Origin of the sequence: Streptomyces viridochromogenes (assembly GCF_001270495.1) — a bacterium.
GTDB lineage: Bacteria > Actinomycetota > Actinomycetes > Streptomycetales > Streptomycetaceae > Streptomyces > Streptomyces viridochromogenes_A.
In genome coordinates, this window is the sequence record NZ_LGUR01000225.1 from 40,200 (window position 1) to 63,814 (window position 23,615).

Genomic DNA, 23,615 nt, shown 5'->3' on the forward strand with positions numbered 1-23,615 from the left:
CGCGACCGCCCTTCCCGCCCTCTTACGTCCCGGAATGCTGTGAATGCGCCCCCTCCCAGCACCGCCCGAGCGGTCAGGGTTGAGGCAGAGAGTAACTCCCACCGGAATGGTCGAACGATTCTCCGGCAAAGAAACACGGCCTTGCCCCAGTTGTGCGGCACGAGTGAGCGGGCCCGGGCAACTCCATTCAATCTGTGGCCATTCTGTACTCCCCCGCCGTTGACCCTCTGCTGTCACAGTTGATCTGTCTGTGATCGTTCGACGCGAGGAGTACGCATGCACGCGCGCGCCGTAGCCGCCACGACGACCGCGCTCCTGGGAACCGCCGCTCTTCTGCTGCCCGCCCCCCAGGCCCGGGCCGGCGCCGAGCGGCCCACGGTCATCGCTCACCGAGGGGCCTCCACCTACGCCCCCGAGAACACGCTGGCCGCCGTCGACAAGGCCGCCGAACTGGGCATCAGCTGGGTCGAGAACGACGTCCAGCGCACCAAGGACGGCGAGCTCGTCGTCCTGCACGACGACAACCTGAAGCGGACGACCGACGTGGAGGAGGTCTTCCCCGGCCGGGCGCCCTGGAAGGTGAAGGACTTCACCGCCGCCGAGATCGCCCTCCTGGACGCGGGCAGTTGGTTCAGTCCCTCGTACGCGGGCGCGCGCGTGCCGACGCTGGAGCAGTACATGGACCGCGTGGAGCTGCACCACCAGAAGCTGCTCCTGGAGATCAAGAACCCCGACCTGTACCCGGGCATCGAGGGGCAGACCCTCAAGGCCCTGGCCAACGAGGGCTGGCTCGATCCGGACCACGTGGCGAGCCGACTGATCGTGCAGAGCTTCAGCGCCGCCAGTGTGCGGACCGTCCACGAGCTGAGGCCGGCCGTGAAGACCGGTTTCCTGGGCACGCCGCCCACGGCGGACCTGTCCGGATACGCGGATTTCGCCGACCAGATCAACCCCTCGTACAGCTCCATCTCCACGGACTATGTCGACGCCGTCCACGAGATGGAGGGGCCGCACGGCAGGCCGATGGAGGTCTTCACCTGGACCGTGAACGACGCGGACACCGCCCGGCTGGTCGCCGGCTACGGCGTCGACGGCATCATCACCAACAGTCCCGACGTGGTGCAGGACGCCCTGCCCGAGGACTGAGGCCCGCTCCGGCCTCCGGCCCCCGTTGCACACTCACGGGCGCTGTCAGTGGTGGGTCGTACGGTGGGCGCATGGACAGCCATGGGCAGTACGAGCAGCAGGTGGTGTGGGCCGTCATCGGGACCGACATCGGTCCGCTGATGCTGGCCGCGACCCGCGACGGCCTGGTCAGCGTCGTGTTCCACGCCACGGAGAAGGTGCGCGAGACGACGCTCGACCGACTGGCGTCCCGGCTGGGCACCGAGCCGGTCGAGGCGCCCGACTCCCCGCTGCTGGCCGAGGCGATTCGTCAGATGGAGGAGTACTTCGCGGGTGCGCGGCACGACTTCGAGCTGCCGCTGGACTGGTCCCTGATCTCCGGCTTCAACCGGCAGGTGCTGCGCGAACTGGCGTCGGGTGTCCCGTACGGCGCGGTCGTGGGATACGGCGATCTGGCCGGGCGGGTGGGGCAGCCGGGCGCGGCCCAGGCGGTGGGGACGGCGATGGGCGCCAATCCGCTTCCGGTCGTCGTGCCCTGCCATCGGGTCGTGGCGAGCGACGGTGGCATCGGTGGGTTCGGGGGCGGGCTGGAGACCAAGCGGAAGCTGCTCGCGCTGGAAGGGGTCCTGCCGGAGCCGCTGTTCTGAGGGCTTCTTGGCCTTTCACGGGGTTGGGCAGGCAAGAGATGAGGGGGAGACTGCGCCTGTGACGACACTTTTCACCCACCTGTACGCGGCCGGTCCAGTGTGTTGTCCTCTCTTCGCAGGTCGGACGCGCCGTACAGCCGGGTGCGCGTCGTGACCGCCGTGGAGCGGCAGGCCGCCTTGTCCGTCCTGCCCGACCGACTGCCGGCTCTGCGGCGACGCATCTCGGCCGTGCTGATCACGACGCAGATCCTGGGCGGCCTCGGCGTCGCCACCGGCATCGCGCTCGCGGCCGTCCTGGCCACGGAGGTCAGCGGCACCGAGTCGCTGTCCGGGCTCGCGCCCACCGCGACCGTCACCGGTACAGCCGTGCTGTCGATGCCGCTGGCCGCGCTGATGACCGCGCGAGGGCGTCGGCCGGGGCTCGTCCTCGCCTATCTCATCGGGGCCGTGGGCGCCGGTGTCACGGTGGTCGCGGCAAGCGTCGGGAGCTTTCCGCTGCTGCTGTGCGGAATGGCCGCGTTCGGCGCGGCCTCGTCGGCGAATCTCCAGGCCCGGTTCGCGGCCGCGGATCTGGCCGAGCCGGAGCGGCGGGCCCGGGCCATCTCGCTCGTCGTATGGGCGACCACCATCGGCGCGGTCCTCGGCCCGAACATCGCCGCGCCCGCCGGTCGCAGTGTCACGGGCCTCGGGATACCCGCCGCCGCGGGTCCGTTCCTGTGGGCGGCGGGGATCTTCCTGATATCCGCGGTCGTGGTGGCCGCCCTGCTGCGGCCGGACCCGCTGCTGACGGCGCGTGCGCTCGCACCGGCAGAGGAGCAGTCACCCGCGGCCCGTTCGCTGCGCGCCGGCGTGGCCGCCGTGGCCGCCTCACCGCGGGCGCGGCTCGCGGTGGTGACCGTCGCCGTGGCACACACGGCGATGGTCTCGGTGATGTCGATGACTCCCGTCGACCTGGCACACCACGGCGCGGGCATCGATCTGATCGGCCTGGTCATCAGCGGGCACATCGCCGGCATGTACGCGTTCGCGCCGCTCATGGGGCGGTTGTCGGACCGGCTGGGTCGGCTGTCCGGGATCGGGCTCGCCGTCGGGCTGCTTGCGTGCGCGGTGTTCGTCGCCGGTACCGCGGGCGGCAGCCACGGGCAGACGGCCATCGGGCTCTTCGTACTGGGGCTCGGCTGGTCGGCCGGGCTCGTGTCCGGTTCCGCGCTGCTCACGGACTCCGTGCCGCAGCCGGCGCGGGCCGCCGCGCAGGGGCTGTCGGACCTGGTCATGAACGCCTGTGCCGGCATCGGCGGAGCGGTGGCCGGGCTCGTGGTCGCCCAGGCGAGCTACGCCTGGCTGAACTTCACCGCCGCCTGCCTGCTGATCCCGTTGGCCGCACTGGCGCTGTTCACGCGACGCGGGCGGGCGAAGGACGTTCCGGCGGACAGCTGACGTACCGTATGCCGCCCTGCTCCGGCCCGCCCGGGATGGAGGAGGCGGGGTGTTCTCGGTGGCCGCGCGAGGACTGGCCGGACCGCGGAGGCGACAGCAGGCTCGACCGTGCGCGCAGCCGCTGGCATCCGACCCCCGAACTCCAGGACGGACCGGGGGTCGCCCCCGACAACGTGGGCCGCGAGTGCCGGCACGGGGTGATCCTCAAGCCCTCGCAACCAACATCTGTGGCAGCGACCAGCACCTGGTGCGTGGGCGGATCACGGCGCCGGAGGGGTTGGTCCTCGGCCACGAGATCACCGGAGAGCTCGTCGAACGAGGTCCGGACGTCGAGACCACCGACGCCGGCGGCATCGCCTCCACGCATGGGGCGCGGGACGGCGCACGGCCGGTCTGACGTGTCCGGCGGAGGGGGCCACGCACGCGTGGCCCCCTCCGCGGCGGGCTAGTCGTAGTGCCGGGCCTCGAAGACGTTGCCGTCGGGGTCGCGGAAGTAGAAGCTGCGTTTGGCCTTGCCGCGGGCGCCGAAGGAGTCGTACGAGTAGTCCGACACGGGCACGTCCTGCTCCTCCAGGTGGGTGCGCAGCCCGTGGAAGTCGGCGTCCGGCAGAGACAGACAGACGTGATTGACCGGGTGTCCCGCGCTCTCGGCGGCACCCGGGAGCATCTTCATGCGCTCCGCCATGGTCATCGGCATGAGGTCGAGGATGGTTTCGTCGTTGACGCGCACCGAGGGGAAAGGCGCCTCGCCCGCGATGAACTCGGTGAGCCTGACGGGCGCCAGGCCGAGTGTCTCCTGGTAGAACGCGGCCGATGCGGCCGGATCGCGCACCCAGAGGACTATGTGGTCAAGACGGGTCGAGTTGTCGGTCATGCATCCAAGGCTGGTGTCCTCTCCCACAGGCCGCAAGGGTTTGACCCGGTGCGCCGCCCGCCAGAGATGAGGGAAGACCGAGCGACAGGAGGCAGGCGCGTGGTGCTGGTGGTGTCGGAAGAGGTGCGGGAGGCGATCAACGCGCGTCAACCCGTGGTGGCCCTGGAGTCCACGATCATCGCGCACGGGTTGCCGCGCCCGCGCAATCTGCAGGTGGCACTGGAGCTGGAGGATGTCGTACGGCAGGAGGGCGCCGTTCCGGCGACGATCGCCGTGCTCGACGGGCGGCCCCATGTCGGGCTGGACAAGGAGCAGCTGGAGCGGATCGCGAACGAGGACGGGATCCGCAAGCTGGGGCACCGGGATCTGCCGCTCGCCGTGGCCTCCGGGGCGAGCGGAGCGACCACGGTGTCGGCGACGGCTCTGCTGGCGAGCCTCGGTGGCGTACGGGTGTTCGCGACGGGTGGGCTCGGGGGTGTGCACCGGGAGTGGACGGTCACGCAGGACGAGTCGGCCGACCTGGGGCTGCTGGCCCGCACACGGATCACGGTGGTGTGCGCCGGTGTGAAGTCGATCCTGGACGTCCCGGCCACCCTGCAACGGCTGGAGACGCTCGGCGTCGCCGTCGCCGGCTATCGGACGGAACGCTTCCCCGGCTTCTACCTGTCCGACTCCGGGCACCCGGTGGACTGGACGCTTCGGTCGCCGCAGGAGGCGGCCGAAGTGATGCGCGCCCAGGACGCGCTGGACGGGCCCGAGTCCGCGCTGATCGTCGCCAATCCGGTGCCGGAGGCGGAGCAGCTGGATCCCGAGCTGCACGCGCGTGTGCTCGCCGACGCACTGCACGCATGCGAGGAACAGGGCATCACCGGTCAGGCCGTCACACCCTTCCTGCTGGACTATCTGGTACGGCACACGGACGGTGCCTCACTGAGCGCCAATCTCGCGGCGGTGCGCGGCAACGTACGGCTGGCGGGGCAGATCGCGGCGGCATGGGCCGGAGCGTGAGCGAGCCCGGGAACGGGACGGGGCGCGACAAGGACGGGAAGGGGCCCGCCCCGGCCGCCGCGCGCCCCGGAGCGCTGCTGGTCGTCGGGGACGTGGTCACGGACGTCATCGCCCGCCACCGGGGGCCGCTCGCCTCGGGTACGGACACGGCCGCGGCCATCCGGACGGTGCCGGGTGGCGCGGGCGCCAATGTGGCGTGCTGGGCGGCACGTTGGGGTGCCGCGGAGGTGCGGCTGCTGGGGCGCGTGGGTGCGGACGCGGCCACGTGGCACGAGCTTGAGCTGACCGCGAGCGGAGTACAGCCTCTGCTCGTCGTCGATCCGCAGGCGGCGACCGGGACGGTGATCTGCCTGGTCGACACGGGCGCCAACGCCGAGCGGACGTTCCTCACCGACAGCGGGGCGTCCCTGCGGCTCGACCCTGGCGACTGGTCGGACGCGCTGCTCGACGGCGTCGTGTGGCTGCACCTGTCGGGCTACCTGCTGTTCTCCGAGCCGAGCCGGGCGCTGGTGGCGAGAGCTCTCGCGTCCGCACGCGCGCGTGGAGTGCCGGTGAGCCTGGATCCGGCGTCAGCGGGCTTCCTGGTGGAGCTGGGCGTGGACCGTTTCCTGGCGCTGGTGGAGGGCTTGGACGTCCTGCTGCCGAGCCGCGCCGAGGCGTGCCTGCTGACGGGGTTGCCCGATGCGGCGGACGCCGCAGCCAAGTTGAGCCGCCATGTTCCGCTGGTGGTCGCCAAGCAGGGCGCGGACGGTGCGCTGGTGGCCCGGTCGGGCACGGTGAGCGCCCATGTCCCCGCCGTGCCGACCACACCGAGGGACACGACCGGAGCCGGTGACGCCTTCAGTGGCGCCTTTCTCGCGGCCCTGCTCGCGGGCGCCCGGCCCGAGGACGCGGCGCGGGAGGGGTGCCGGGCAGGTGCGCTGGCGGTGGAGCGGGTGGGTGGAAGGCCGCCCGCACTGGAGTGACGTGGCAGCGCGGGACTCCGGACAGCACGGCAAGGCGGCGCGAACGCCAGCTGATCCGACGTCGGCTGATTCAACGTCAGCTCCCGTTCTCCTCCAGCTCCTCAGTCGCCTCCGGCGCATCCCGCACTTCCGGTACTTCCCGCACTTCCGGCACTTCCGGCACTTCCGGCACTTCCGGCGCCTTGCGGCCCCACGCGGAGATCATCGGGGCGGTGGCCAGATCCATGCCACCGGCGGCGACGTCGGCCAGGTGGCGGTCGATCTCCTGGTCGGTGGCGATGCCCTCGGCGACGAGCTGATCGCGGATCTGGCGCACGGTGGCGGACTCCAGGGCGTCGCAGGCGGGCGAGGCGAGCGGGAAGTACGCGTCGGCCTCCACCCGGCACAGCCCCGCCTCCCGGAGCAGACGTGGCAGTTTGCGGCCGTAGGAGAGGTCGGCGCCGCGGTCGGCGAGCAGTTTGCGGAAGCCGTGGCGAAGGCGGTTCGCGAGCTGCTGTTCGGGACCGTGCTCGTCGGGGCAGAGCAGGGGTTGCAGAGCGGGGTCGGCGTCCTCGATCAGCAGTCGGCCGCCGGGGCGCAGGGCCTCGATCATCGACCGCAACGCCCGTTCGCGGTCCGGCACATGTACGAGCACGAGCCGGGCGTGCACCAGGTCGAACCCCTCCCCCGGCGGCTCGTCCGCACCCACGTCGTGGACGCGTACCTCGACCGGCGGGCGGGCGGCCGGGGAAAGCAGTGAGGTGTCGATGTCGGTCGCGACGACCCGTCCCGTCGGGCCGACCTTCTTGGCCAGCCAGGACACCACCGAGGTGCCGCCGGCGCCCACCTCCCAGCAGCGCCAGCCGGGTCCGATGCCGAACCGTTCGAAGTGCCGGAACGTCGTGGGGTCGAAGAGTGCGGCGAAGGCGTCGAAGCGCTCGCCCGCCTCGGCCTGCCGGTTGTCGAGGAGATAGCCGTGGGTTCGCGTCATGAGGCGATCCTCCCAGTTGCCCGCCGTGTCCGGACGGGGCGACGCTCGGCGGGGCGGCCCTGAAACTCGTACGGCGGTCCAGCTCGGTCCGCACCTTGTACGGCCGACCTGCTGGGCACCGTGACGCCCTCGTGCAAACGGGCCTCCGCGCCGCGCGACGCCCTCGCACCACCGTCCTCCCCTCCGCGCCGCGACGCCCTCGCACAACCATCCCCCTCCGCACCGCGACGCGCTCCTACAGCCGCCCTACTCGGCGCGGCGACGTAACCGCAGCCCTTCATCCACAGGCGGGAACCAAGCGGAACCTCCTGCTCCCACAGGCTTACCCGGCTCTCACGCCCACCTGGCAAACTGGCGGCCACGGCACAGAAAGCGACGCACCGTGAGCGAGCCGAAGGGGCTGAACACCCGGAGGTGAGCCGCGCGTCCAGGGGTGATCCACGCAAGGAGATCCAGATGTCCATGGCAGGGAATCTGCGGAAGGTCACGGGCCTCGGCAGGGTCGGCGGCCTGCGCAAGGTGGCACGGCTGGCTCGACGGCGCCCCCGCGTCGACCTCAGCCATCCCGCCCGGTCCCCGCTGGGCTCCTCGGTGGTGAACTGCGTGACCTACCGCGACGGCGTGCGGGTCCCGGAGGCCGGCGATCTGGTCGACGTGGTGCAGCGGGTACGCAAACGCGGTGGCGGATTCGTCTGGCTCGGCCTCCATGAACCGACGGACCAGGAGTTCGCGGGCATCGCCGATCTGTTCGCCCTGCATCCGCTGGCGGTCGAGGACGCGGTCGAAGCGCATCAGCGGCCGAAGCTGGAGCGCTACGACGAGACCCTGTTCGCGGTGTTCAAGACCGTCTGCTACGTCGAGCACGAGGAGCTCACGGCGACGAGCGAGGTCGTGAACACCGGCGAGATCATGGTGTTCGTCGGCCAGGACTTCGTGATCACGGTCCGGCACGGTCGGCATGGCTCGCTGGGCCCGTTGCGCGAGGAGCTGGAGTCGAGCCCCGAGCAGCTCTGCAAGGGGCCCGCGGCGGTGCTGCACGCGATCGCGGACCACGTCGTCGACGACTATCTGAACGTCATCGACTCGGTGCAGGAGGACATCGACGAGGTCGAGACGGACGTGTTCGCGGAGAATGGCGCGCGGGCCGACCCCGGCCGGATCTATCAGCTCAAGCGGGAACTGCTGGAGCTGAAGCGGGCCGTGGTTCCGCTGAGCCGTCCGCTCGAGGAGCTGGCCTCGCTGCCCATCCGGGTCGTCGAGCCGGAGATACAGGCCTACTTCCGCGACGTCTCCGACCATCTGCTGCGAGCCAAGGAGCAGATATCGGCCTTCGACGAACTGCTGAACTCGATCCTTCAGGCGCACCTGGCACAGGTGACCGTCTCGCAGAACGAGGACATGCGGAAGATCACCGCCTGGGCCGCGATCATCGCGGTGCCGACGATGGTGTGCGGGGTGTACGGGATGAACTTCGAGCACATGCCGGAGCTGCGTTGGACCTTCGGGTATCCGTTGGTCCTGGGCGTGATATCCGTCGCGTGTGTGGTGCTGTACCGCGGCTTCCGGCGCAGCGGATGGCTCTGACGCGGCCTGGCCTGCCGACGTCGGTGCGTCCCCGCCCGGCATGACGAGCCGGACGAGGACGTCCGAGAGGAGTGGAAGGAGTGGTGGGGCCGAGCGGTGGGGCCGGTCGCCGGGGTCAGTGCGTCGTCGGCGCCCCGGTCCTGGCGTAGACGCTCTCGGCCCACTGGCCGATCTCGTTCTCCCTCAGGTTCAGGGCCAGGTCGGCCTCACTGATCATGCCGACCAGGCGCTTGTTCTCGATCACGGGGAGCCGGCGGATCTGGTGCTCCTTCATCTCCCGGAGCACGTCACTGATGTCGGCGTTCGCGTCGATCCAGCGCGGGGTGCCCTGGGCCATCTCGCCGGCGGTGACCTTGCTCGGGTCGCGGCCCACGGCCACGCAGCCGATGACGATGTCGCGATCGGTGAGGATGCCGCAGAGCCGCTCGTTCTCGTCGCTGATGGGCAGGGCTCCGACGCCCAGTTCACGCATCAGCTGAGCGGCTCGGTCCAGGGTCTCGTGGGCGGGGATCCACTGGGCACCACGGTGCATGATGTCTCCGGCAGTGGTCATGAAGTACCTCCCGGTGCCGGACGGCCGGCGCGGCGCGGGAAGCACCGCTAGTCCCGGCGCCCTTCATTCTCGCCGCGCCACCAGGCCGACGCACCCGGAACCGAGCGGTGGCGGCCACAGCTGCGGGTGGGACGGCCACCGGCTGCGGGCGCGACGGCCACAGGTTGTGGGCGTAACCGCACCCGGCCACCCACCCGCGGCGGGCGGCGATCAGGCCGAGAAGCCCACGATCTTCTGTGGGACGACACGGATGATCACTCGGGTCTCGTCCTCCTTCTCGGCGGGCGGGTCGATGCCGAGGTACTTGTGGGCGAGCTCGAACGGCAACCGTTTGGCCTCGTCCGGGACGATCTCGGCGGTGCCGCGGATCTCGACGGAGGTGTAGGGGTTGGCGAGGTCGTAGACAGAGACGCTGATGCGGGGGTCGCGGCGGAGGTTGCGCACCTTCTGGCGGGTGTCGACGGAGGAGAAGAGCACGGTGTCCCCCTCGCGTTTGATCCAGACGACCGAGTTCTGTGGGGCGCCGTCGGGGCCGAGGGTGGCGACGCTGGCGAAGTTCCTGCCGTCGAGCAGCGAGCGGACGGAGTCGTCGAAGGAGATCGGATCACTCGTGGAGGTCGTCATGGCACCAGAGTAATTAAATGCATGCGCATATAAAAGTGGTTTGCCGGACCAGGGTCATCCGCTCCACGCCGGGTGCCGTGGGTCGTCGGCGCGCACCAGTACGTCCGCCGTGGCGGCCGGGTCGGTCTCGTGGTCGTAGCGCTCGAAGGCGGGGAGGGTCCAGTGCTCGGCCTCGGGGGTACGGCGGCGCAGTGCGCCGGGTGAGAGGAGGACGTGGACGGTGAGGTCGAAGGGGAACCAGTGACGCAGAAGGAGAGGGCCGTGCAGCAACAGGACGCCACCGGGCGGGAGTTGTACGTAGGGGGTGCGGGTGGCTCGGTCGGTGACCGGGTCCCACAGGTCCGGCAGGACGCGGCCGTCGCCGTCGGGTTCGAGGGGACCGAAGACCTCGCGCCACAGGGCGCCGGTGTCGAACCAGCCGTCGTAGTAGGCCTCCACGTCCCGGTGGCCGTACTCCAGGCGGACCGAGGCCGGGCGCAGGAAGCCCTGGGTGCCGACGGTGAGCGAGGGGCGGCCGCGTATGCGCAGCGCCTCCCCGACCCGCTCCGCGAGGTCTCCCGGGCGGGCCGCCGGGGCACCGTCGAAGGCGATGCGGGGCCAGGGGCCGCCCTCGGCCGGCTTCAGGTCGAGCAGTCGCTCCGCCAGCTGGTCGGCGAGCCGTTCCCAGGTGATCGCTTCGAGTCGCACACGGCCCATGATGCGACAGGACACGATCGGGAGCGTCGCCCGCCGAGGGCAGGAGGATCTGCCACGGACGTCAGGCGCAGGGTATGCGGGCGCCCGCGCGCCGCGGAACTCCCTGCACCGAGCCTGGTCAGACGGCGTCCCCGCCCCTGCCGGGTAGTTCCTCGGACCCGTCCAGAGGGGAATGAATCCCCTATGGCACCTCTCGCAACTCCCCCGCCCCGTACCGGCCTTCTGGTGGTCCAGCCGCTCCGGCGGCGGCACTGCGCGGGGTGCCATGCGGGACCGTTGCGGATGCTTGTGCTGGAGGAGGGCGCGCCGCGGTGTCTCGACTGTGCCGACCTCGGGCATCTGGTGTTCCTGCCGCGCGGGGACACGGCGTTGACGCGGCGGTCGCGGGAGGAGAGTGCGCTGTCGGCGGTGGTCGTGCGGTTCAACCGGCGCCGGGGCCGTTACGAGCGGCAGGGCGTCCTGGTGGAGGAGCCGGGGCTGACCCGGGCGGAGCAGCGGTGCCTGGCGGACGCGGAGGCCCGGCGGCGGCGCAGAGTGCGGGACGCCCGGCGGCGGGCCCGGGAGGACGTGCGGTTCGCGGAGGCGTTCGCGGCGGAGATACGACGGCTGTTCCCGGGGTGTCCGGTGGACCGGGCGCGGAACATCGCCGCGCATGCGTCGGTGCGGGGCAGCGGGCGGGTGGGGCGCAGTGCGGCGGGGCGGGCCCTGTCCGAGGGGGCGGTGACCTCGGCGGTGGTGGCGTCCGTACGGCACGTGGACACGCCGTACGACCAGTTACTGATGAGCGGCGTGCCGCGACACGAGGCGCGGCGGCGGATCGCGGCGGCCGTGGAGGCGACGTTGCGGGCGTGGCAGGCGGAGGTATCGGCGGTCGGCTGACGAACGACGGCCGGCGGTGGCCTTGGCGGTGGTCAAGGGACCGCGGCCGTCGGCAGTGCGGCTGGGGTCCGACGTGAGACGTAGGTCCGACCCAGGTCGGTCGGCCTGGGCCCGGCGCAGGCCTCCTGCGCCCCGGTGGACGCTCACGTATGGGCTCGCGTCGCTCGGCCATGGTCGCGGTTCTCGTACAGGGTTTGACTTGTGGTGACGGTTGGGGGCCGGGCAGGGGCTCGGCGGGATGCGGGAGTTGACGTTGACATGATCGATGGGCCGTACTTCGTACTGGTCGTGATCGGTGTGGTCGGGACCGGTCTGGTGGCCGGGGTCTTCTGCGCCTTCTCGACCTTCGTGATGCGCGGGCTCGCCGCGCTGCCGCCCGCGCAGGGCGTCGCCGCGATGAAGGCGATCAATGTGACCGCTCTGATGCCGGCGTTCATGCTGGTGTTCATCGGGTCGGCGGTGCTGTGCGCGGTGATCGCCGTGGTGACGTTCGTGCTCTGGCCGGACGAGGGCACGGTGGAGCTTCTGCTGGGCAGCGCGCTGTATCTGTTCGGCTCGTTCGGGGTGACCATGGTGGCGAACGTGCCCCGCAACGAGGCGCTGGCCAAGCTGGAACCGGGCACGCGGGAGGCAGCCGCCTACTGGCCGACGTACGTGCGCGAGTGGACGGCGTGGAACCACGTCCGCACGGTCGCCTCGGCCGCCGCGACGGTGTCGTATGTGCTGGCCCTGTGCTGACCCGTCCGTCATGGGGCGAGCCGCGGGGAAAGCGCTGTCCCAAAGCGTCGTCCGCCACTCTGCGCAGGCGGCCGTCGGGACGTATCGTGGCCGCAAGAGTGCCGCCCGCTGACGCACGGCTCCAGCACGTCACACGCGCACGCGAGGAAGACGGCCATGGCCGATCCCAAGGGTTTCATGACCACCCCCCGCCAGGACTGGCCGCGCCGGCCCGTCGAGGAGCGGGTCGGGGACTGGGACGAGGTGTACGTCCCCGGGGCGCTGCTGCCCATCATCAGCAAGCAGGCGGACCGCTGTATGGACTGCGGCATACCGTTCTGCCACGACGCCTGTCCACTGGGCAATCTGATCCCCGAGTGGAACGACCTCGTGTCGCGGGAGGACTGGCGGGCGGCCGCGGACCGGTTGCACGCGACGAACAACTTCCCCGAGTTCACGGGGCGGTTGTGCCCGGCGCCGTGCGAGGCGGGGTGCGTGCTGGCGATCAATCAGCCCGCCGTCACCATCAAGAACGTCGAGTGCGCCATCGCCGACCGCGCCTGGGAGGACGGCTTCACACCGCCGCGGCCGCCGGACCGGCTCTCCGGGCGGACGGTCGCGGTGATCGGGTCGGGGCCCACGGGGCTCGCCGCGGCGCAGCAGTTGACCCGGGCGGGGCACACGGTGGCCGTGTACGAGAAGGACGACCGGATCGGCGGGCTGATGCGGTACGGCATCCCCGAGTTCAAGATGGAGAAGCACCATCTGGAGCGCCGGATCGAGCAGATGCGGGCCGAGGGGACCAAGTTCCGTACGTCGACGGCGGTCGGGCGGGACATCGGGGCAGCCGAGCTGCGCTCGCGCCACGACGCGATCGTGATCGCCACCGGGGCGACGGCCTGGCGTGAACTACCGGTTGCCGGACGTGAGTTGACCGGAATCCAGCAGGCGATGGAGTACCTTCCGCTGGCCAACCGGGTGTGCGAGGGGGACCTGGAGACGTCCCCCATGTCCGCCGCCGGGAAGCATGTCGTGATCGTCGGCGGCGGGGACACGGGGGCGGACTGTCTGGGCACCGCCGTCCGGGAGGGTGCGGCGTCCGTGACCCAACTGGACATCTACGCCCAGCCGGGCGCCGCGCGGGACGAGGACGCCGAGCCCTGGCCGACGTACCCGAAGATCTACCGGCTGTCAGCCGCGCACGAGGAGGCGCGCGAGCTGGAGACGGCGCCCGCGGCGGACGCGGACGCGCGGTTGTTCGCGGCGTCCACGCTCCGCTTCACGGGCGACGCCGACGGGCACGTACGGTCGCTGCACCTGACCGAGGTGGACGCGGGGCGCCGCCCGCTGCCGGGCACCGGGAGGGAGCTGCCCGCCGACCTGGTGCTGCTCGCCCTCGGGTTCTCCGGGCCCGACCGTGGAGACGGGCTGATAGACCAACTGGGGCTGGCGATGGAGCCTCGCGGCACGATCACGCGCGACGCCGGCTTCGCCACCAACGTCCCGGGCGTGTTCGCAGCCGGGGATGCCGCCCGGGGGCAGTCACTCATCGTGTGGGCGATCGCCGAGGGGCGGGCGGTGGCGGCCGCCGTCGACGGTTACCTGACGGGGAGTTCGCGGTTGCCGGCACCGATATCGCCGTTCGACCGGCCAATGACCGTTTGACGGTGGCGGTGGACGCGGCGGGAGCGGCGCCGCAGGGCCGCGTCGATTATCGCCGCTCGTCCGTGCCCGCCACCTTGCCGGTCGCCAGCGCCACCCTGTTCCAGGTGTTGATCGTGAGGATCAGGGCCAGTACGTGGGCCAGCTCCTGGTCGTCGAAGTGGGCCGCGGCCTGGGCGTAGACCTCGTCGGGGACCCCGCCGTCGGACACCAGGGTCACCGCCTCCGTCAGGGCCAGGGCCGCCTGTTCCTTGTCGGTGAAGAAGTGCCGGGCCTCGCGCCAGACGGCGACCATGTGGAGCCGGTCCTCGTTCTCGCCGGCCTTGCGGGCGTCGTTGGTGTGCATGTGAAGGCAGTAGGCGCAGTGGTTGAGGTGCGAGGCGCGGATCTGGATCAGCTCGACGAGCGCGGGGTCCAGGCCCTCGCGGGCGGCGGCGTCGAAGCCGACGATGGCCCGGAAGACCTTCGGGGCGGACTTCGCGAAGTCCAGGCGGGTGCGGGCGGCCTCGGCCTCGTTGATGGACTCGGTGATGGATCCGGCGCGCTTGGTGTCGATCGTGTTCGTCGTCATGTGCATCAACTTACGGACCGAAAAGACCGACTGTAGGGTGCATTTCCATGGCGAAATCGTGGGTCAATTCCTGGACCGACTCAGCGGAACGGATCGGCGCCGACCTGCATCTGGACCTCTCCGAGCCGTCGGGGGCGTCCGGGTCGGGCGGGCGGCGGGCCGCGTTGACCCGCGCACTGCGGGACGCGGTGCGCGAGGGGCGGCTCGCGCCCGGCACCCGGCTGCCGCCGTACCGCTCGCTCGCCGCCGACCTCGGGGTCGCCCGCAACACCGTGGCCGACGCGTACGCGGAGCTGGTCGCCGAGGGCTGGCTCACCGCCCGCCAGGGCTCGGGGACGAGGGTGGCCGAGCGCGCCGAGCCCCTGCGACGCGCCGAGCGGGTGCCTCGCAGGACAGCCCAGGTGCCGCCACGCACGCGTGGACCTCGCCACGACCTGCGGCAGGGCACGCCGGACGCGTCGGCGTTCCCGCGTGCGGCCTGGCTGGCCTCCTATCGGCGAGCCCTCCAGCAGGCGCCGAACGAGGTCTTCGGGCCCGGTGATCCCGCCGGGCGCGTGGAACTGCGGGAGGCGCTCACCGAGTACCTGGCACGCGCGCGTGGGGTGCGCACCGAGCCGGGCCGGATCGTGATCTGTTCCGGCTTCGGGCACGCCCTGCGGCTGCTGTTCGGCCAGGACAGGAGCCAGGACAAGGGCGGAGGCTGCGCCGTGCTGCGCGGTCCGCTGGCCGTGGAGGCGTACGGGCTGGGCTTCCACCGGGAACTGCTCGCCGCCGCGGGCGTGCGGACCGTACCGCTCCCCCTCGACGAGGACGGCGCCCGCGTCGACCGGCTGGGACGCGAGCGGGCCGCGCTGCTCACGCCGGCGCACCAGTTCCCGACCGGCGGCCCGCTGCACCCCGAGCGCCGCGCCGCCGTGCTCGACTGGGCACGCGCGCGTGGGGGCGTGATCCTGGAGGACGACTACGACGGGGAGTTCCGCTACGACCGCAAGCCCGTCGGCGCCGTCCAGGGCCTCGACCCCGAGCGGGTGATCTTCATCGGCTCGGTCAGCAAGAGCCTGTCGCCGGCGGTGCGGCTCGGGTGGATGGTGCTTCCGGAGCGGTACGTCGACGACGCACTCGCGGCCAAGGGCGAGCGCGAGGCGTGGGCGAGCGTCCTCGATCAGCTGTGCCTCGCCGACTTCATCGCCTCCGGGGCGTACGACCGTCACGTACGGCGGATGCGGCAGCGGTACCGGAGCCGCCGCGACCGCCTGGTGGCCGCGCTCGCCACGCACGCGCCGCACATCGAGGTCACCGGCGTGGCCGCCGGACTCCACGCGGTGCTGCGGCTGCCGCCCGGCACCGAGCGGTCCACGGTCAAGGCGGCCACCTGGCAGGGCATCGCCCTGGACGGCCTCGCCGAGTTCCGGCACCCGGCGGCGACGGAGCCGGACATGCCGGTCCGCGACGGCATCGTCGTCGGCTACGCCACGCCCTCGGAACATGCGTACGGGGCGGCGCTGGAGGCGCTGTGCGGGGTGCTGCCGCCGCCGGGTGAGTGACGGGGCGCCCGGCCACCCTTGGACGAGTCGTCCCGTCCCGGCATACAGCAGCATTCCGATTTGTTCCCTACATGTCCGAAAAGTGGCTTCTGGGCTACATGGATGCGAACAGGAGTGGGACCATCGGAGCAGGAGGCGTGCTGTCGTCGCACCCGGATTCGGGCCGGTAGCGGCTCGCCCCCATCCTTCGTTCCGTCGTCAGGCGCAGGGCCACCCCAGCGCGTCCCCCCTGTTGGCGGTCGGTCCTGGAGGGTGTTCGATGACGACGCTCGATGAACGTCACGGAGAAGGTGCGCGCGACGGGGAAGGGCACCGGGACGACGTCCCCCTCGGCGAGGTCGAGGCATCCGGCCCGACCGTCGTCCCGCTGGACCAGCCCGGCACCGCACTCCCCCCGACGATGGGTTCCAAGGCCGCGAACCTCGCCCGCGCGGCCCGCGCCGGGCTGCCCGTACTGCCCGGTTTCGTGATCCCGCACCGTGGCGGCGGCGACACGGTCGCCCTGCGGCGCGCCTGGGACGAGCTCTCCGAGGGCGGCGCCCGCCCGCTCGTCGTACGGTCGTCCTCGCCGCAGGAGGACACGGCGGAGTCGTCCCTGGCCGGCCGGTTCGCCTCGGTGCTCGACGTACGCAGCTGGCGGGACTTCCGTACGGCCGTGGAGACCGTCCTCGACTCGGCGCACCTGCCCGACGGGGCCACGGCGCCGATGGCGGTGCTGGTGCAGCCCATGGTCGCGGCTCGGGTCGGCGGCGTGATGTTCGGTGCCGACCCGATGGCGGGGCGGACCGACCGGGTCCTGGTCAGCGCGGTACGCGGCGGCCCGGACAGCCTGGTCAGCGGCGCGCAGGCCGGCACCGACTACTGGCTGAGCGGGCGCGGACGTCTCCTGCGGACCGAGTCTGCGCAGACTTCGTGGAGTGAGTCCTCGCGGAATCCATGGACCGGGTCCACTCAGGGCGACTCGCCGCTGACCCGCCACGAGCTGTTCCGGCTGGCCAGGCTCGCGCGGCGGGTCCGGCGGGTCTTCGGCGGGCCGCAGGACGTCGAGTTCGGGTTCGACGAGGACGGGCGGCTGTGGCTGTTCCAGAGCCGGCCGATCACCGCGATGGCGGCGCGGCCGACGCGCGGGGCACGGCTGCTCGGGCCCGGTCCGGTGGCGGAGACGCTGCCGGAGCAGTTGGCGCCGCTGGAGGAAGACCTGTGGGTGGCGCCGATGGCCCGCGGGCTCGCCGCCGCGCTCGACATCGGAGGCACGGCGCCGCGCCGGCTGCTGAAGTCGGTGCCGGTGGTCACCACGGTGGGCGGGCGTGCGGCCGCCGACCTGCGCCTTCTCGGCACCGTCCGGCCCCGGCACCGGTGGCTCGCCCTGCTCAACCCGGCGCCCGGAGCGCGTCGGCTCAGCGCGGCCTGGCGGATGGGCCGCCTCGCCTCCGCCCTGTCCGGGCTGGCCGCCGACCTCGCCGCCGACGTCGACCGCCACCTCGCCGAGATCCCGTCGCCCGCCGGGCTCTCCGCCCCCACCCTGGCCGCGGAGCTCCGCTGGACCCGCCGGGCCCTGGTCTCCCTGCATGCCCAGGAGACCCTCGCGGGCGCCCTCCTCGACGAGCCGCGCAGGAGTCGCACAGCGGCCGGAACGGCCCTCGCCGCCCTGGCCGAGGCCCGCGCCCTCGGCATACCCGACGACCAGGCCGCCGCCACGGCCCCCGTGATCCTGGCCCTCACCGTCCCGAGCCTGCGCGGACGGGGACGCCTGCCGGACGCGTTCATGCCGAGCCAGATGGACGGCACCGTCCGGCCCACCACCGCCAGAACCTCCACCTCGACCTCAACCGTCACCCCCACCGCCCTCCCACCCCGTGAAGCCCTCCGCCTCCGCATCCGCTGGGTGCAGGAACTGCAGGTGCGGCTCGTCCGTGAGGTGGCGCGGCGGCTGGGCATCACCATGGAGCGCATCGGGCTGCTGCGGTGGCCGGAGCTCGCCGCCGTGCTGGACGGCGGGGCTCTTCCCGACGACCTCCACGCGCGCGTGCCGCAGGCCGAGTCGCCCCCGCTGCCGGACGCGTTCCGGCTCGCGGAGGGTGCGGTCGTCGTCGCCGAGCGCGGCGGCGGGAGCGGAGGACTGCGGGGCGTGTCCGCCGGGCGGGCCGTCGGGACCGTATGGGACGGGACGGGGCCCCGGCCGACGGACGCCGTGCTGGTCGTACGCACCCTGGACCCCGCGCTGGCCCCGCTGCTGCCCGGCCTCACCGGCCTGGTCGCCCAGACCGGCAGCCCGTTGTCCCATCTGGCCGTCCTGGCAAGGGAGTTCGGGCTCCCCGCGGTCGTCGGCGCCACCGATGCCGTACGCCGCTTCCCGCGCGGCTCCCGCCTCACCGTCGACGGGACCGCCGGTGACGTACGGCTGGGGGATCCGTCATGAGGAAGATCGCGTACGTCTTCGGAGCGCTGGCCGCCACCGGCGCGGGCACCTACCTGATCGTCTATCTGTACCGGTGGCAGTGGCAGCGGGCGCTGATCTGCGGGGTGCTGCTGCTGGTCGTCGAAGTGATGCTGTTCGGCCTGATGGCGCTGGGGCGGCTCAACCGGATCGAGGACCGGCTGCGCGCCGCCGACCGACGGCAGCGGGAGCTGGACGCCCGCACGGAGGACGTGCTGACGCGGCTGCGGGAGCCGGCCGTGGCACGCGAGGAGACGCGGTTCCGCTGGCTGGAGGACCCGGCGGAACGGTCGTACGTCTTCGTGCCGGTGCTGATGGTCGCCGGAGTGGTGCTGTCCGGGCTCGCCTGGGTGGTGCAGAAGGTCGCGTCGGCCTCGACCGGACCCGCCGAGCGGCGCCTGGCCGGGCGGCTGGCGGTCCTCGCCGCTCCTGACCCGGCGGCCCCCGACGGGTCGGACGACCTGGACGACCTGCCACCGCTGGGTGCCGGGGCCTCCCGGGGCCGCACCGCACGTCTGACCACCATGATCGCCCTCTGCGCCGCCCTGCTCGCCGCGCTGATCGTCGGGCTCGCCGACCTCACCAAGACCCGGGAGGAGGAGGCCAACGAGAGCGAGGCGACCTCCGTGGTCGTCCAGGTCGACCTGCGGGGCGTGGACGTGTCGGCCGCGCGTCGCTCGCTCGCGGCACAGCAGATCTGGGAGACCTGCCGGGACTCCACGTCCGTCCCGCTGCGCCATGCCACCCTGGGCGAACTGGGAGACGGCATGTTCGCCGGGGTCGTACGGCCCGCGCTCACCGAGCACGACCTCCTGCGACTGCGCGGCTGCCTGGAGGACGCGACCCTGGAGCGTGCCCACCTCACCGTGGTCGCCGTCGGCGACGTGGACCCGGACGACAACTGACCGGCGCCGACCGGCAGGTGACGACCGACCGCAAGCGACGAGCGACCGCCCGGTGACGACCGACCGTGACGGCCTGGACACCACCGGACAGCCAACGCAACAAAGTGAGTTATATCGCATAAAACGGACGTAGCACCCATTGGTCGCAGATCCAGGGGTACTCTGCCAATTGCGCCCTCGTCCCCTACTCCCCTGGGTCGCTCATGGCTGTTCTCACCGCAACTCTGCCCCGCCCTGCCCTCCGCAAGCGCCCGCTGTCACAGCGCGCCCTGCGGATCCTCGCCGGCGTCGTCATCGGCTACATCGTCCTGTGGGCCGCGGGCGCCGGCGGCATCCTCGGCCTGTCGTACCTGGCCCGCCAGGAGACCGCGGTCCCCGTCGGCACCCGCACCATCCAGGGCGTGAACCACTTCCAGCCGGTGGACGGCGACGGCCGGCTGTGGCGCGGCTCCGCGCCCTCCGCCGCCGGATACCGGGCACTGGCGAACATGGGCATCACCACCGTGGTCGACCTGCGCGCCGAGAACCTGAGCGCGACCAAGCTGGCCGAACCGGCCGAGGCCGGGCTGAAGGCCGTACGCATGCCCATCCGCGACGGACAGACGCCGTCGCCCCAGCAGGTGCAGAAGTTCCTCACCACCGTCTCCTCGGCGTCCGGCCCGGTGTTCGTGCACTGCGGCGCGGGCGTCGGACGTACGGGCGCGATGGTCGCCGCGTACCTCGTCAAGACCGGTGAGGAGTCGCCGTCGCAGGCCGTCCGGCGCAACCTCGCGGTCGGACCGCCGTCGATCGAGCAGATCTACTACGGGCTGAACCTGAGCCCGGCCAAGGCGGAGCAGCCCCCGCTGTCGGTGGTGTTCGTGAGCCGCCTGGTGGACGCTCCGCGACGCATGATGTCGTACCTGTGAGGCCAGTTCGGGGTGCCAGTGGTGCGGCACCTCGACGCCGGGCTCGACGAGTTCCAGGCCGTCGAAGAAGCGGGTGAACTCCTCGCGGGAGCGCAGGGTCAGTGTGATGCCGGCCGTCTTGAGTTTCTCGGTCGCCGCCTTCGACTCCTCGGGAGTGAAGTCGGCGGTCGCGTGGGTCATCACCAGGTGGCTGCCCGAGGGGAGTCCGGACAGCAGCCGGCGGACCAGTTCGTGCGCGCGTCCGCGTCCGAGACGAAGTGCAGCAGCGCGATGAGGGAAAGGGCCACCGGCCGGTCGAAGTCCAGGATCTTCCTGGCGCCTTCGACGACGGCCTCGGGAGTGCGCACATCGGCCTGCAGGTACTCCGTCGCACCCTCCTCGGTGCCGCGCGACAGAGCCGCCGCATGGGTCAGCACGACGGGGTCGTTGTCGCAGTAGACGACGCGTGCGTCGAGGGCGATTTCCTGGGCGATCTGGTGGAGGTTCGGCTCGGCCGGGATTCCGGTGCCGATGTCCAGGAACTGGCGTACACCGTTCTTGGCGAGCCGGCGGGTGGCGCGGTGCATGAACGCGCGGTTGACCCGCGCCATCACCGGGACGCGCGGGTCGAGGGCGAGCATCCGCTACCCCATGGCCTCGTCGACGGGGTGGTTGTCCTTGCCGCCGAGATACCAGTCGTACATCCGCCCGGGATGCGGCTTGCTGGTGTCGATCTCGGTCATGAGGTATTCCGTAAGGCGCAATGAATTATCAACCAAGCACCAAGTAAAGGAAGTTGGGCGAGAGACAGGCAAGGGGGCTCAGGAAAGGAGGAAGTCCGCCTCCCCCGCCTTGGCACCCTCGATGAACGCCGTCATCTCGTCCGAGGTGTAGATCAGCGCCGGACCGTCCGGGTCGGTCGACTGACGGACGGCGATCCGGCCGTCGGCGAGCTTCATCGCCTCCAGGCAGTTGCCTCCGTTGCCGCCGCTCCACGGCTTGTGCCAGCCTTCGCTGCCCAAGTCCCGCGCGGGCATGCCGTTGTAGACGTGTATGCGCGGCTTGATGCGATCCATTCACAGCTCCTTGCGGAGATCCCGGAGGATCCCCTTCGTGCGATGTGCCGTAGCGGCCTGCGCCGCCATGCGGTCCATGACCTCCAGGTGGGTCGCCACCTCGGTGCGCGCGTCGAGATAGACGGCGCCGGTCAGGTACTCGCTGTAGACCATGTCCGGCAGTTCTGACATGGCAAATCGGAACAGCACGAAGGGCCCGTACGTGCCGGGGTGCGGCCCGTTCACGAAGGGCGCCACCTGCAGCGTCACGTTGGGCAGCTTCGTGGCCTCGAGCAGCCGGTCGATCTGGGCACGCATCACCTCCGGGCCGCCGACCTGGCGGCGCAGCACGGTCTCGTCCATCACGACCCACAGCCGGGGCGCGTCCTCACGGGTGAGCAGTTGCTGACGTTGCATGCGCAGGGCGACATGGCCCTCGATGTCGTCGGGGCTGGTCTGGCCGATGGCGCCCGACCTCAGCACTCCGCGCGCGTAGTCCTCGGTCTGCAGCAGCCCGGGCACGAAGTGGGGCTCGTAGGACCGGATGAGGCTGGCGGCGCCCTCCAGGCTGACGTACATCGAGAACCAGCCGGGCAGGATGTCGTGGAACCGCTGCCACCAACCTGGCTTGTTGGCCTCCTCGGCCAGTTGCACGAAGGCGGCGGCCTCGTCGTCGGAGATGCCGTAGGCCTTCAGGAGCAGTTGGAGGTACGGGATCTTGAGCCCGACCTCGGCCATCTCCATACGGCGGACCGTGGCGGGGGCGACACGCAGGACGCGGGCGGCCTCCTCACGCTTGAGCCCGGCGCGTTCACGCAGGTCGAGCAGGCGCCGACCCAGGACGACCTGGCCGACCGTAGGCGCGGACCGCGGCTCGCTCACGCCCCACCTCCACGAAATGAATCCCGATGAATCCCGACAGGCCACTGCACCCGGCGGGCTACTGCGCCCGACAGGCCACTGCGCCCACCTGACGGGTTCAATGAACCCGCCCGACCGGCCGACTGAATCCTTACAGGCTGGCTGAATCCTGACAGGCCGACGGCGCCATTCGAAGACCTATTCGAGGACCTCGGCTGAACCGGCCGATCCTCGGTGATCCCAACTGGCGCCGTTCGACATGCTGTTGCGAGCAGTGTGCCACGGCCTTCCAGAGAGTCACACAGCACTCTGCACTTTTCAGAGTGACACTTGCCAAGTGTTCACGGCGGGGCGATAGTGGCAAGCGTGATTCCGTCCCCGCCCTTAGGAACAGACGCCACCGCGGCCCCCCACGGCCTCGGTGCCGCCCCGGCAGTCGGGCCCCAGCGGGGCGCCGTCGCCGAGCGCCGGTTCCGCTTCGAACTGGCCGCGCATCCGGGTTCTCCCGCGCAGGCCAGACGCCTGACCAAGGCGCGGCTGAACGGCTGGGCGGTGTGCGAGGACACCTGCGAGACAGCGGCTCTGGTCGTGTCCGAGCTGGTCACCAACGCGATCGTGCACACCGCCAGCGAGCACATAGTGTGCGAGCTGCACGACAGTGCCGACCTGGTGCGCATAGCCGTGCGCGACGAGGGGTACGCGCCGGGTGAACCGCATCCGCTGGCGGCACGGCCCGAGGACGAGCACGGGAGGGGACTGCTCCTCATCGACGCCCTCTGTCATGCCTGGGGGGCCCATGAACAGGGCGCCGGGCTGGTGGTCTGGGCCGATCTGGCGCGCGCGGCCGGGTGCCCCGACGCTTCCGGCGCCGATACCGGTCCGTACAACGGGCCGTACAACGACCTCGGATGGGGGTCCCGGCCCAAGCCAGGGCCGTCCGGGGGTTCGGGTGACGAGGACGAGGCACAGGCGCGGTACGGCAGGGGGACGGGGTCCGCATGGCTGTGAGGGGCGTGTCCGGCGGCGGTCAGGTGCTGAGCCTCGACACGCTGGTCCGCCTTCGCCGTGGTCTGCCCACCTCGGCCGCGCCTCGGCGGCTGCCCGTTCCCGACGGGATGACCGCGCCGCTGGGCTGTGACGCGGTGGCGGTGCCCGCGCGTTTCGGGCCGCTGGTTCTGCCCCGGCTCCCTCGGGTGGGGTGTGTGTACGCCGATGAGGCGCACTGGTGGTGGATCGTGCCGTCCGATTCGGACTATGCGCTGGAGTGGCCGGCGGCTGCGCGGTACTCGACGGGGGCGGTTGTCCTGGACACGCCTCGACTGATCTATCGGCCGGACGGGACGGTGCCTTATACGCCGCCGATTCCGTTGTACTTGGCGTTGTGCCGGGTGATGGGGATCACGCCCTCGTGGTCGCGGCAGATCAGCGCGTGAGGCTCCGCCGGTAGGCCGGGGGGTTTGCGGTGCCCTGAGTTGAAGGGTGCCGCGCCTTGCATTGCGTACCAGGAGGCTGCCGTCCCCTGGACCCCCGCTTCGGCCTGCGGCCTCGTCCTCACCCGCCGGACGGGCTCAACCGGTGCACACCCGCGCGCATCCCCCGCCCCCGCTCGCGCCC

23 protein-coding genes and 2 pseudogenes are annotated in these 23,615 nt (G+C 71.6%); 16 read left to right on the top strand and 9 right to left on the bottom strand.

All coding sequences use genetic code 11. From position 1 onward, the window contains the following. The first annotated feature begins 276 nt into the window (after positions 1 to 276). From ADK36_RS32355 to ADK36_RS51615, 4 genes are all read left to right on the top strand, one after another. Positions 277 to 1,146, top strand: a complete 870-nt coding sequence (locus tag ADK36_RS32355) for a glycerophosphodiester phosphodiesterase (RefSeq protein ID WP_048585201.1) — start codon at positions 277 to 279, stop codon at positions 1,144 to 1,146. A gap of 71 nt (positions 1,147 to 1,217) precedes the next feature. Further along, positions 1,218 to 1,772 carry a methylated-DNA--[protein]-cysteine S-methyltransferase gene (locus ADK36_RS32360; RefSeq protein ID WP_053200023.1) on the top strand — a complete coding sequence of 185 codons (555 nt, stop codon included), beginning with the start codon at positions 1,218 to 1,220 and terminating at the stop codon, positions 1,770 to 1,772. Positions 1,773 to 1,922: 150 nt separating this feature from the next. After that, entirely contained in the window at positions 1,923 to 3,209 is a 1,287-nt protein-coding gene (locus ADK36_RS32365) for an MFS transporter (protein ID WP_048585232.1), read from the top strand. 247 nt (positions 3,210 to 3,456) lie between these two features. Next, positions 3,457 to 3,606, top strand: coding sequence for a hypothetical protein (locus ADK36_RS51615; RefSeq protein WP_425315346.1), 150 nt, complete (start codon positions 3,457 to 3,459; stop codon positions 3,604 to 3,606). A 48-nt stretch (positions 3,607 to 3,654) separates the two neighbouring features. Here the strand turns inward: ADK36_RS51615 and ADK36_RS32370 are convergent, their stop codons facing one another. Next, on the bottom strand, positions 3,655 to 4,083 hold the full coding sequence (locus ADK36_RS32370; RefSeq protein ID WP_048585199.1) for a VOC family protein: 429 nt from the start codon (positions 4,081 to 4,083) through the stop codon (positions 3,655 to 3,657). 99 nt (positions 4,084 to 4,182) lie between these two features. Between ADK36_RS32370 and ADK36_RS32375 the strand changes: the two genes are divergently transcribed. After that, positions 4,183 to 5,091, top strand: coding sequence for a pseudouridine-5'-phosphate glycosidase (locus ADK36_RS32375; protein ID WP_199830291.1), 909 nt, complete (start codon positions 4,183 to 4,185; stop codon positions 5,089 to 5,091). Then, complete coding sequence (locus ADK36_RS32380; RefSeq protein ID WP_078916565.1) at positions 5,076 to 6,056, top strand: sugar kinase; 981 nt, start codon at positions 5,076 to 5,078, stop codon at positions 6,054 to 6,056. Before ADK36_RS32375 ends, ADK36_RS32380 begins: the two co-directional genes overlap by 16 nt. 181 nt (positions 6,057 to 6,237) lie before the next feature. On the opposite strand, the pseudogene ADK36_RS32385 reads toward ADK36_RS32380, so the two are convergent. Beyond that, a pseudogene (locus ADK36_RS32385) lies at positions 6,238 to 7,026 on the bottom strand (methyltransferase); the annotation flags it as partial. A 456-nt stretch (positions 7,027 to 7,482) separates the two neighbouring features. Between ADK36_RS32385 and corA the strand changes: the two are divergent. Then, on the top strand, positions 7,483 to 8,610 hold the full coding sequence (gene corA / locus ADK36_RS32390) for a magnesium/cobalt transporter CorA (protein WP_048585197.1): 1,128 nt from the start codon (positions 7,483 to 7,485) through the stop codon (positions 8,608 to 8,610). Positions 8,611 to 8,725: 115 nt separating this feature from the next. Here the strand turns inward: corA and ADK36_RS32395 are convergent, their stop codons facing one another. From ADK36_RS32395 to ADK36_RS32405, 3 genes are all read right to left on the bottom strand, one after another. After that, positions 8,726 to 9,163, bottom strand: a complete 438-nt coding sequence (locus ADK36_RS32395) for a CBS domain-containing protein (RefSeq protein ID WP_053200025.1) — start codon at positions 9,161 to 9,163, stop codon at positions 8,726 to 8,728. Between the two features lie 210 nt (positions 9,164 to 9,373). Beyond that, positions 9,374 to 9,787 (bottom strand): PPOX class F420-dependent oxidoreductase, encoded by a 414-nt coding sequence (locus ADK36_RS32400; protein ID WP_048585195.1) that lies wholly within the window; start codon positions 9,785 to 9,787, stop codon positions 9,374 to 9,376. A gap of 54 nt (positions 9,788 to 9,841) precedes the next feature. Then, the gene (locus ADK36_RS32405) at positions 9,842 to 10,483 is read right to left on the bottom strand and encodes a uridine kinase (protein WP_199830293.1); all 642 of its coding nucleotides are present in this window, start codon (positions 10,481 to 10,483) and stop codon (positions 9,842 to 9,844) included. Positions 10,484 to 10,666: 183 nt separating this feature from the next. Here ADK36_RS32405 and ADK36_RS32410 point away from each other — a divergent pair, with 183 nt between their 5' ends. The 3 genes from ADK36_RS32410 (at position 10,667) to ADK36_RS32420 (ending at position 13,744) form a co-directional block, all read left to right on the top strand. After that, the gene (locus ADK36_RS32410; RefSeq protein ID WP_078942735.1) at positions 10,667 to 11,362 is read left to right on the top strand and encodes a DUF2293 domain-containing protein; all 696 of its coding nucleotides are present in this window, start codon (positions 10,667 to 10,669) and stop codon (positions 11,360 to 11,362) included. A 258-nt stretch (positions 11,363 to 11,620) separates the two neighbouring features. Next, positions 11,621 to 12,100, top strand: coding sequence for a DUF1772 domain-containing protein (locus tag ADK36_RS32415; protein WP_048585193.1), 480 nt, complete (start codon positions 11,621 to 11,623; stop codon positions 12,098 to 12,100). 156 nt (positions 12,101 to 12,256) lie between these two features. Then, positions 12,257 to 13,744 (top strand): glutamate synthase subunit beta, encoded by a 1,488-nt coding sequence (locus ADK36_RS32420; protein WP_048585192.1) that lies wholly within the window; start codon positions 12,257 to 12,259, stop codon positions 13,742 to 13,744. A gap of 46 nt (positions 13,745 to 13,790) precedes the next feature. Here the strand turns inward: ADK36_RS32420 and ADK36_RS32425 are convergent, their stop codons facing one another. Beyond that, positions 13,791 to 14,312 (bottom strand): carboxymuconolactone decarboxylase family protein, encoded by a 522-nt coding sequence (locus tag ADK36_RS32425; RefSeq protein ID WP_234329956.1) that lies wholly within the window; start codon positions 14,310 to 14,312, stop codon positions 13,791 to 13,793. A gap of 47 nt (positions 14,313 to 14,359) precedes the next feature. On the opposite strand from ADK36_RS32425, the gene ADK36_RS32430 reads away from it, so the two are divergent. From ADK36_RS32430 to ADK36_RS32445, 4 genes are all read left to right on the top strand, one after another. Further along, the gene (locus ADK36_RS32430) at positions 14,360 to 15,856 is read left to right on the top strand and encodes a PLP-dependent aminotransferase family protein (RefSeq protein ID WP_048585191.1); all 1,497 of its coding nucleotides are present in this window, start codon (positions 14,360 to 14,362) and stop codon (positions 15,854 to 15,856) included. A gap of 259 nt (positions 15,857 to 16,115) precedes the next feature. Continuing rightward, positions 16,116 to 18,275 (top strand): PEP/pyruvate-binding domain-containing protein, encoded by a 2,160-nt coding sequence (locus tag ADK36_RS32435; RefSeq protein WP_048585190.1) that lies wholly within the window; start codon positions 16,116 to 16,118, stop codon positions 18,273 to 18,275. Next, positions 18,272 to 19,198 (top strand): hypothetical protein, encoded by a 927-nt coding sequence (locus tag ADK36_RS32440; protein WP_048585189.1) that lies wholly within the window; start codon positions 18,272 to 18,274, stop codon positions 19,196 to 19,198. The genes ADK36_RS32435 and ADK36_RS32440 overlap by 4 nt, the downstream gene beginning before the upstream one ends. Positions 19,199 to 19,401: 203 nt before the next feature. Beyond that, complete coding sequence (locus ADK36_RS32445) at positions 19,402 to 20,106, top strand: fused DSP-PTPase phosphatase/NAD kinase-like protein (RefSeq protein ID WP_048585227.1); 705 nt, start codon at positions 19,402 to 19,404, stop codon at positions 20,104 to 20,106. On the opposite strand, the pseudogene ADK36_RS32450 reads toward ADK36_RS32445, so the two are convergent. The 3 genes and pseudogenes from ADK36_RS32450 to ADK36_RS32460 all read right to left on the bottom strand — a co-directional run. After that, a pseudogene (locus ADK36_RS32450) lies at positions 20,098 to 20,828 on the bottom strand (SAM-dependent methyltransferase); the annotation flags it as partial. The gene ADK36_RS32445 and the pseudogene ADK36_RS32450 overlap by 9 nt on opposite strands. 78 nt (positions 20,829 to 20,906) lie before the next feature. Beyond that, positions 20,907 to 21,161, bottom strand: a complete 255-nt coding sequence (locus ADK36_RS32455) for a DUF397 domain-containing protein (RefSeq protein WP_030052496.1) — start codon at positions 21,159 to 21,161, stop codon at positions 20,907 to 20,909. Then, positions 21,162 to 22,022, bottom strand: a complete 861-nt coding sequence (locus ADK36_RS32460; protein ID WP_048585188.1) for a helix-turn-helix domain-containing protein — start codon at positions 22,020 to 22,022, stop codon at positions 21,162 to 21,164. A gap of 336 nt (positions 22,023 to 22,358) precedes the next feature. Here ADK36_RS32460 and ADK36_RS32465 point away from each other — a divergent pair, with 336 nt between their 5' ends. Both ADK36_RS32465 and ADK36_RS32470 read left to right on the top strand, forming a co-directional pair. Continuing rightward, positions 22,359 to 23,009 carry an ATP-binding protein gene (locus tag ADK36_RS32465; RefSeq protein WP_048585187.1) on the top strand — a complete coding sequence of 217 codons (651 nt, stop codon included), beginning with the start codon at positions 22,359 to 22,361 and terminating at the stop codon, positions 23,007 to 23,009. After that, positions 23,000 to 23,434 carry a hypothetical protein gene (locus tag ADK36_RS32470; RefSeq protein WP_048585186.1) on the top strand — a complete coding sequence of 145 codons (435 nt, stop codon included), beginning with the start codon at positions 23,000 to 23,002 and terminating at the stop codon, positions 23,432 to 23,434. Before ADK36_RS32465 ends, ADK36_RS32470 begins: the two co-directional genes overlap by 10 nt. Positions 23,435 to 23,615: the final 181 nt, after the last annotated feature.

Excerpts from the sequence above, each read along its gene's own strand:
- ADK36_RS32395 (WP_053200025.1), bottom strand. The coding sequence starts at position 9,163 with ATGACCACTGCCGGAGACATCATGCACCGTGGTGCCCAGTGGATCCCC.
- ADK36_RS32425 (WP_234329956.1), bottom strand. The coding sequence starts at position 14,312 with ATGACGACGAACACGATCGACACCAAGCGCGCCGGATCCATCACCGAG.
- corA (WP_048585197.1), top strand. The coding sequence starts at position 7,483 with ATGTCCATGGCAGGGAATCTGCGGAAGGTCACGGGCCTCGGCAGGGTC.
- ADK36_RS32445 (WP_048585227.1), top strand. The coding sequence starts at position 19,402 with ATGGCTGTTCTCACCGCAACTCTGCCCCGCCCTGCCCTCCGCAAGCGC.
- ADK36_RS32470 (WP_048585186.1), top strand. The coding sequence starts at position 23,000 with ATGGCTGTGAGGGGCGTGTCCGGCGGCGGTCAGGTGCTGAGCCTCGAC.
- ADK36_RS32400 (WP_048585195.1), bottom strand. The coding sequence starts at position 9,787 with ATGACGACCTCCACGAGTGATCCGATCTCCTTCGACGACTCCGTCCGC.
- ADK36_RS32405 (WP_199830293.1), bottom strand. The coding sequence starts at position 10,483 with ATGGGCCGTGTGCGACTCGAAGCGATCACCTGGGAACGGCTCGCCGAC.
- ADK36_RS32435 (WP_048585190.1), top strand. The coding sequence starts at position 16,116 with ATGACGACGCTCGATGAACGTCACGGAGAAGGTGCGCGCGACGGGGAA.
- ADK36_RS32415 (WP_048585193.1), top strand. The coding sequence starts at position 11,621 with ATGATCGATGGGCCGTACTTCGTACTGGTCGTGATCGGTGTGGTCGGG.
- ADK36_RS32440 (WP_048585189.1), top strand. The coding sequence starts at position 18,272 with ATGAGGAAGATCGCGTACGTCTTCGGAGCGCTGGCCGCCACCGGCGCG.
- ADK36_RS32455 (WP_030052496.1), bottom strand. The coding sequence starts at position 21,161 with ATGGATCGCATCAAGCCGCGCATACACGTCTACAACGGCATGCCCGCG.
- ADK36_RS32420 (WP_048585192.1), top strand. The coding sequence starts at position 12,257 with ATGGCCGATCCCAAGGGTTTCATGACCACCCCCCGCCAGGACTGGCCG.
- ADK36_RS32370 (WP_048585199.1), bottom strand. The coding sequence starts at position 4,083 with ATGACCGACAACTCGACCCGTCTTGACCACATAGTCCTCTGGGTGCGC.
- ADK36_RS32360 (WP_053200023.1), top strand. The coding sequence starts at position 1,218 with ATGGACAGCCATGGGCAGTACGAGCAGCAGGTGGTGTGGGCCGTCATC.
- ADK36_RS32355 (WP_048585201.1), top strand. The coding sequence starts at position 277 with ATGCACGCGCGCGCCGTAGCCGCCACGACGACCGCGCTCCTGGGAACC.
- ADK36_RS32430 (WP_048585191.1), top strand. The coding sequence starts at position 14,360 with ATGGCGAAATCGTGGGTCAATTCCTGGACCGACTCAGCGGAACGGATC.
- ADK36_RS32410 (WP_078942735.1), top strand. The coding sequence starts at position 10,667 with ATGGCACCTCTCGCAACTCCCCCGCCCCGTACCGGCCTTCTGGTGGTC.
- ADK36_RS32380 (WP_078916565.1), top strand. The coding sequence starts at position 5,076 with ATGGGCCGGAGCGTGAGCGAGCCCGGGAACGGGACGGGGCGCGACAAG.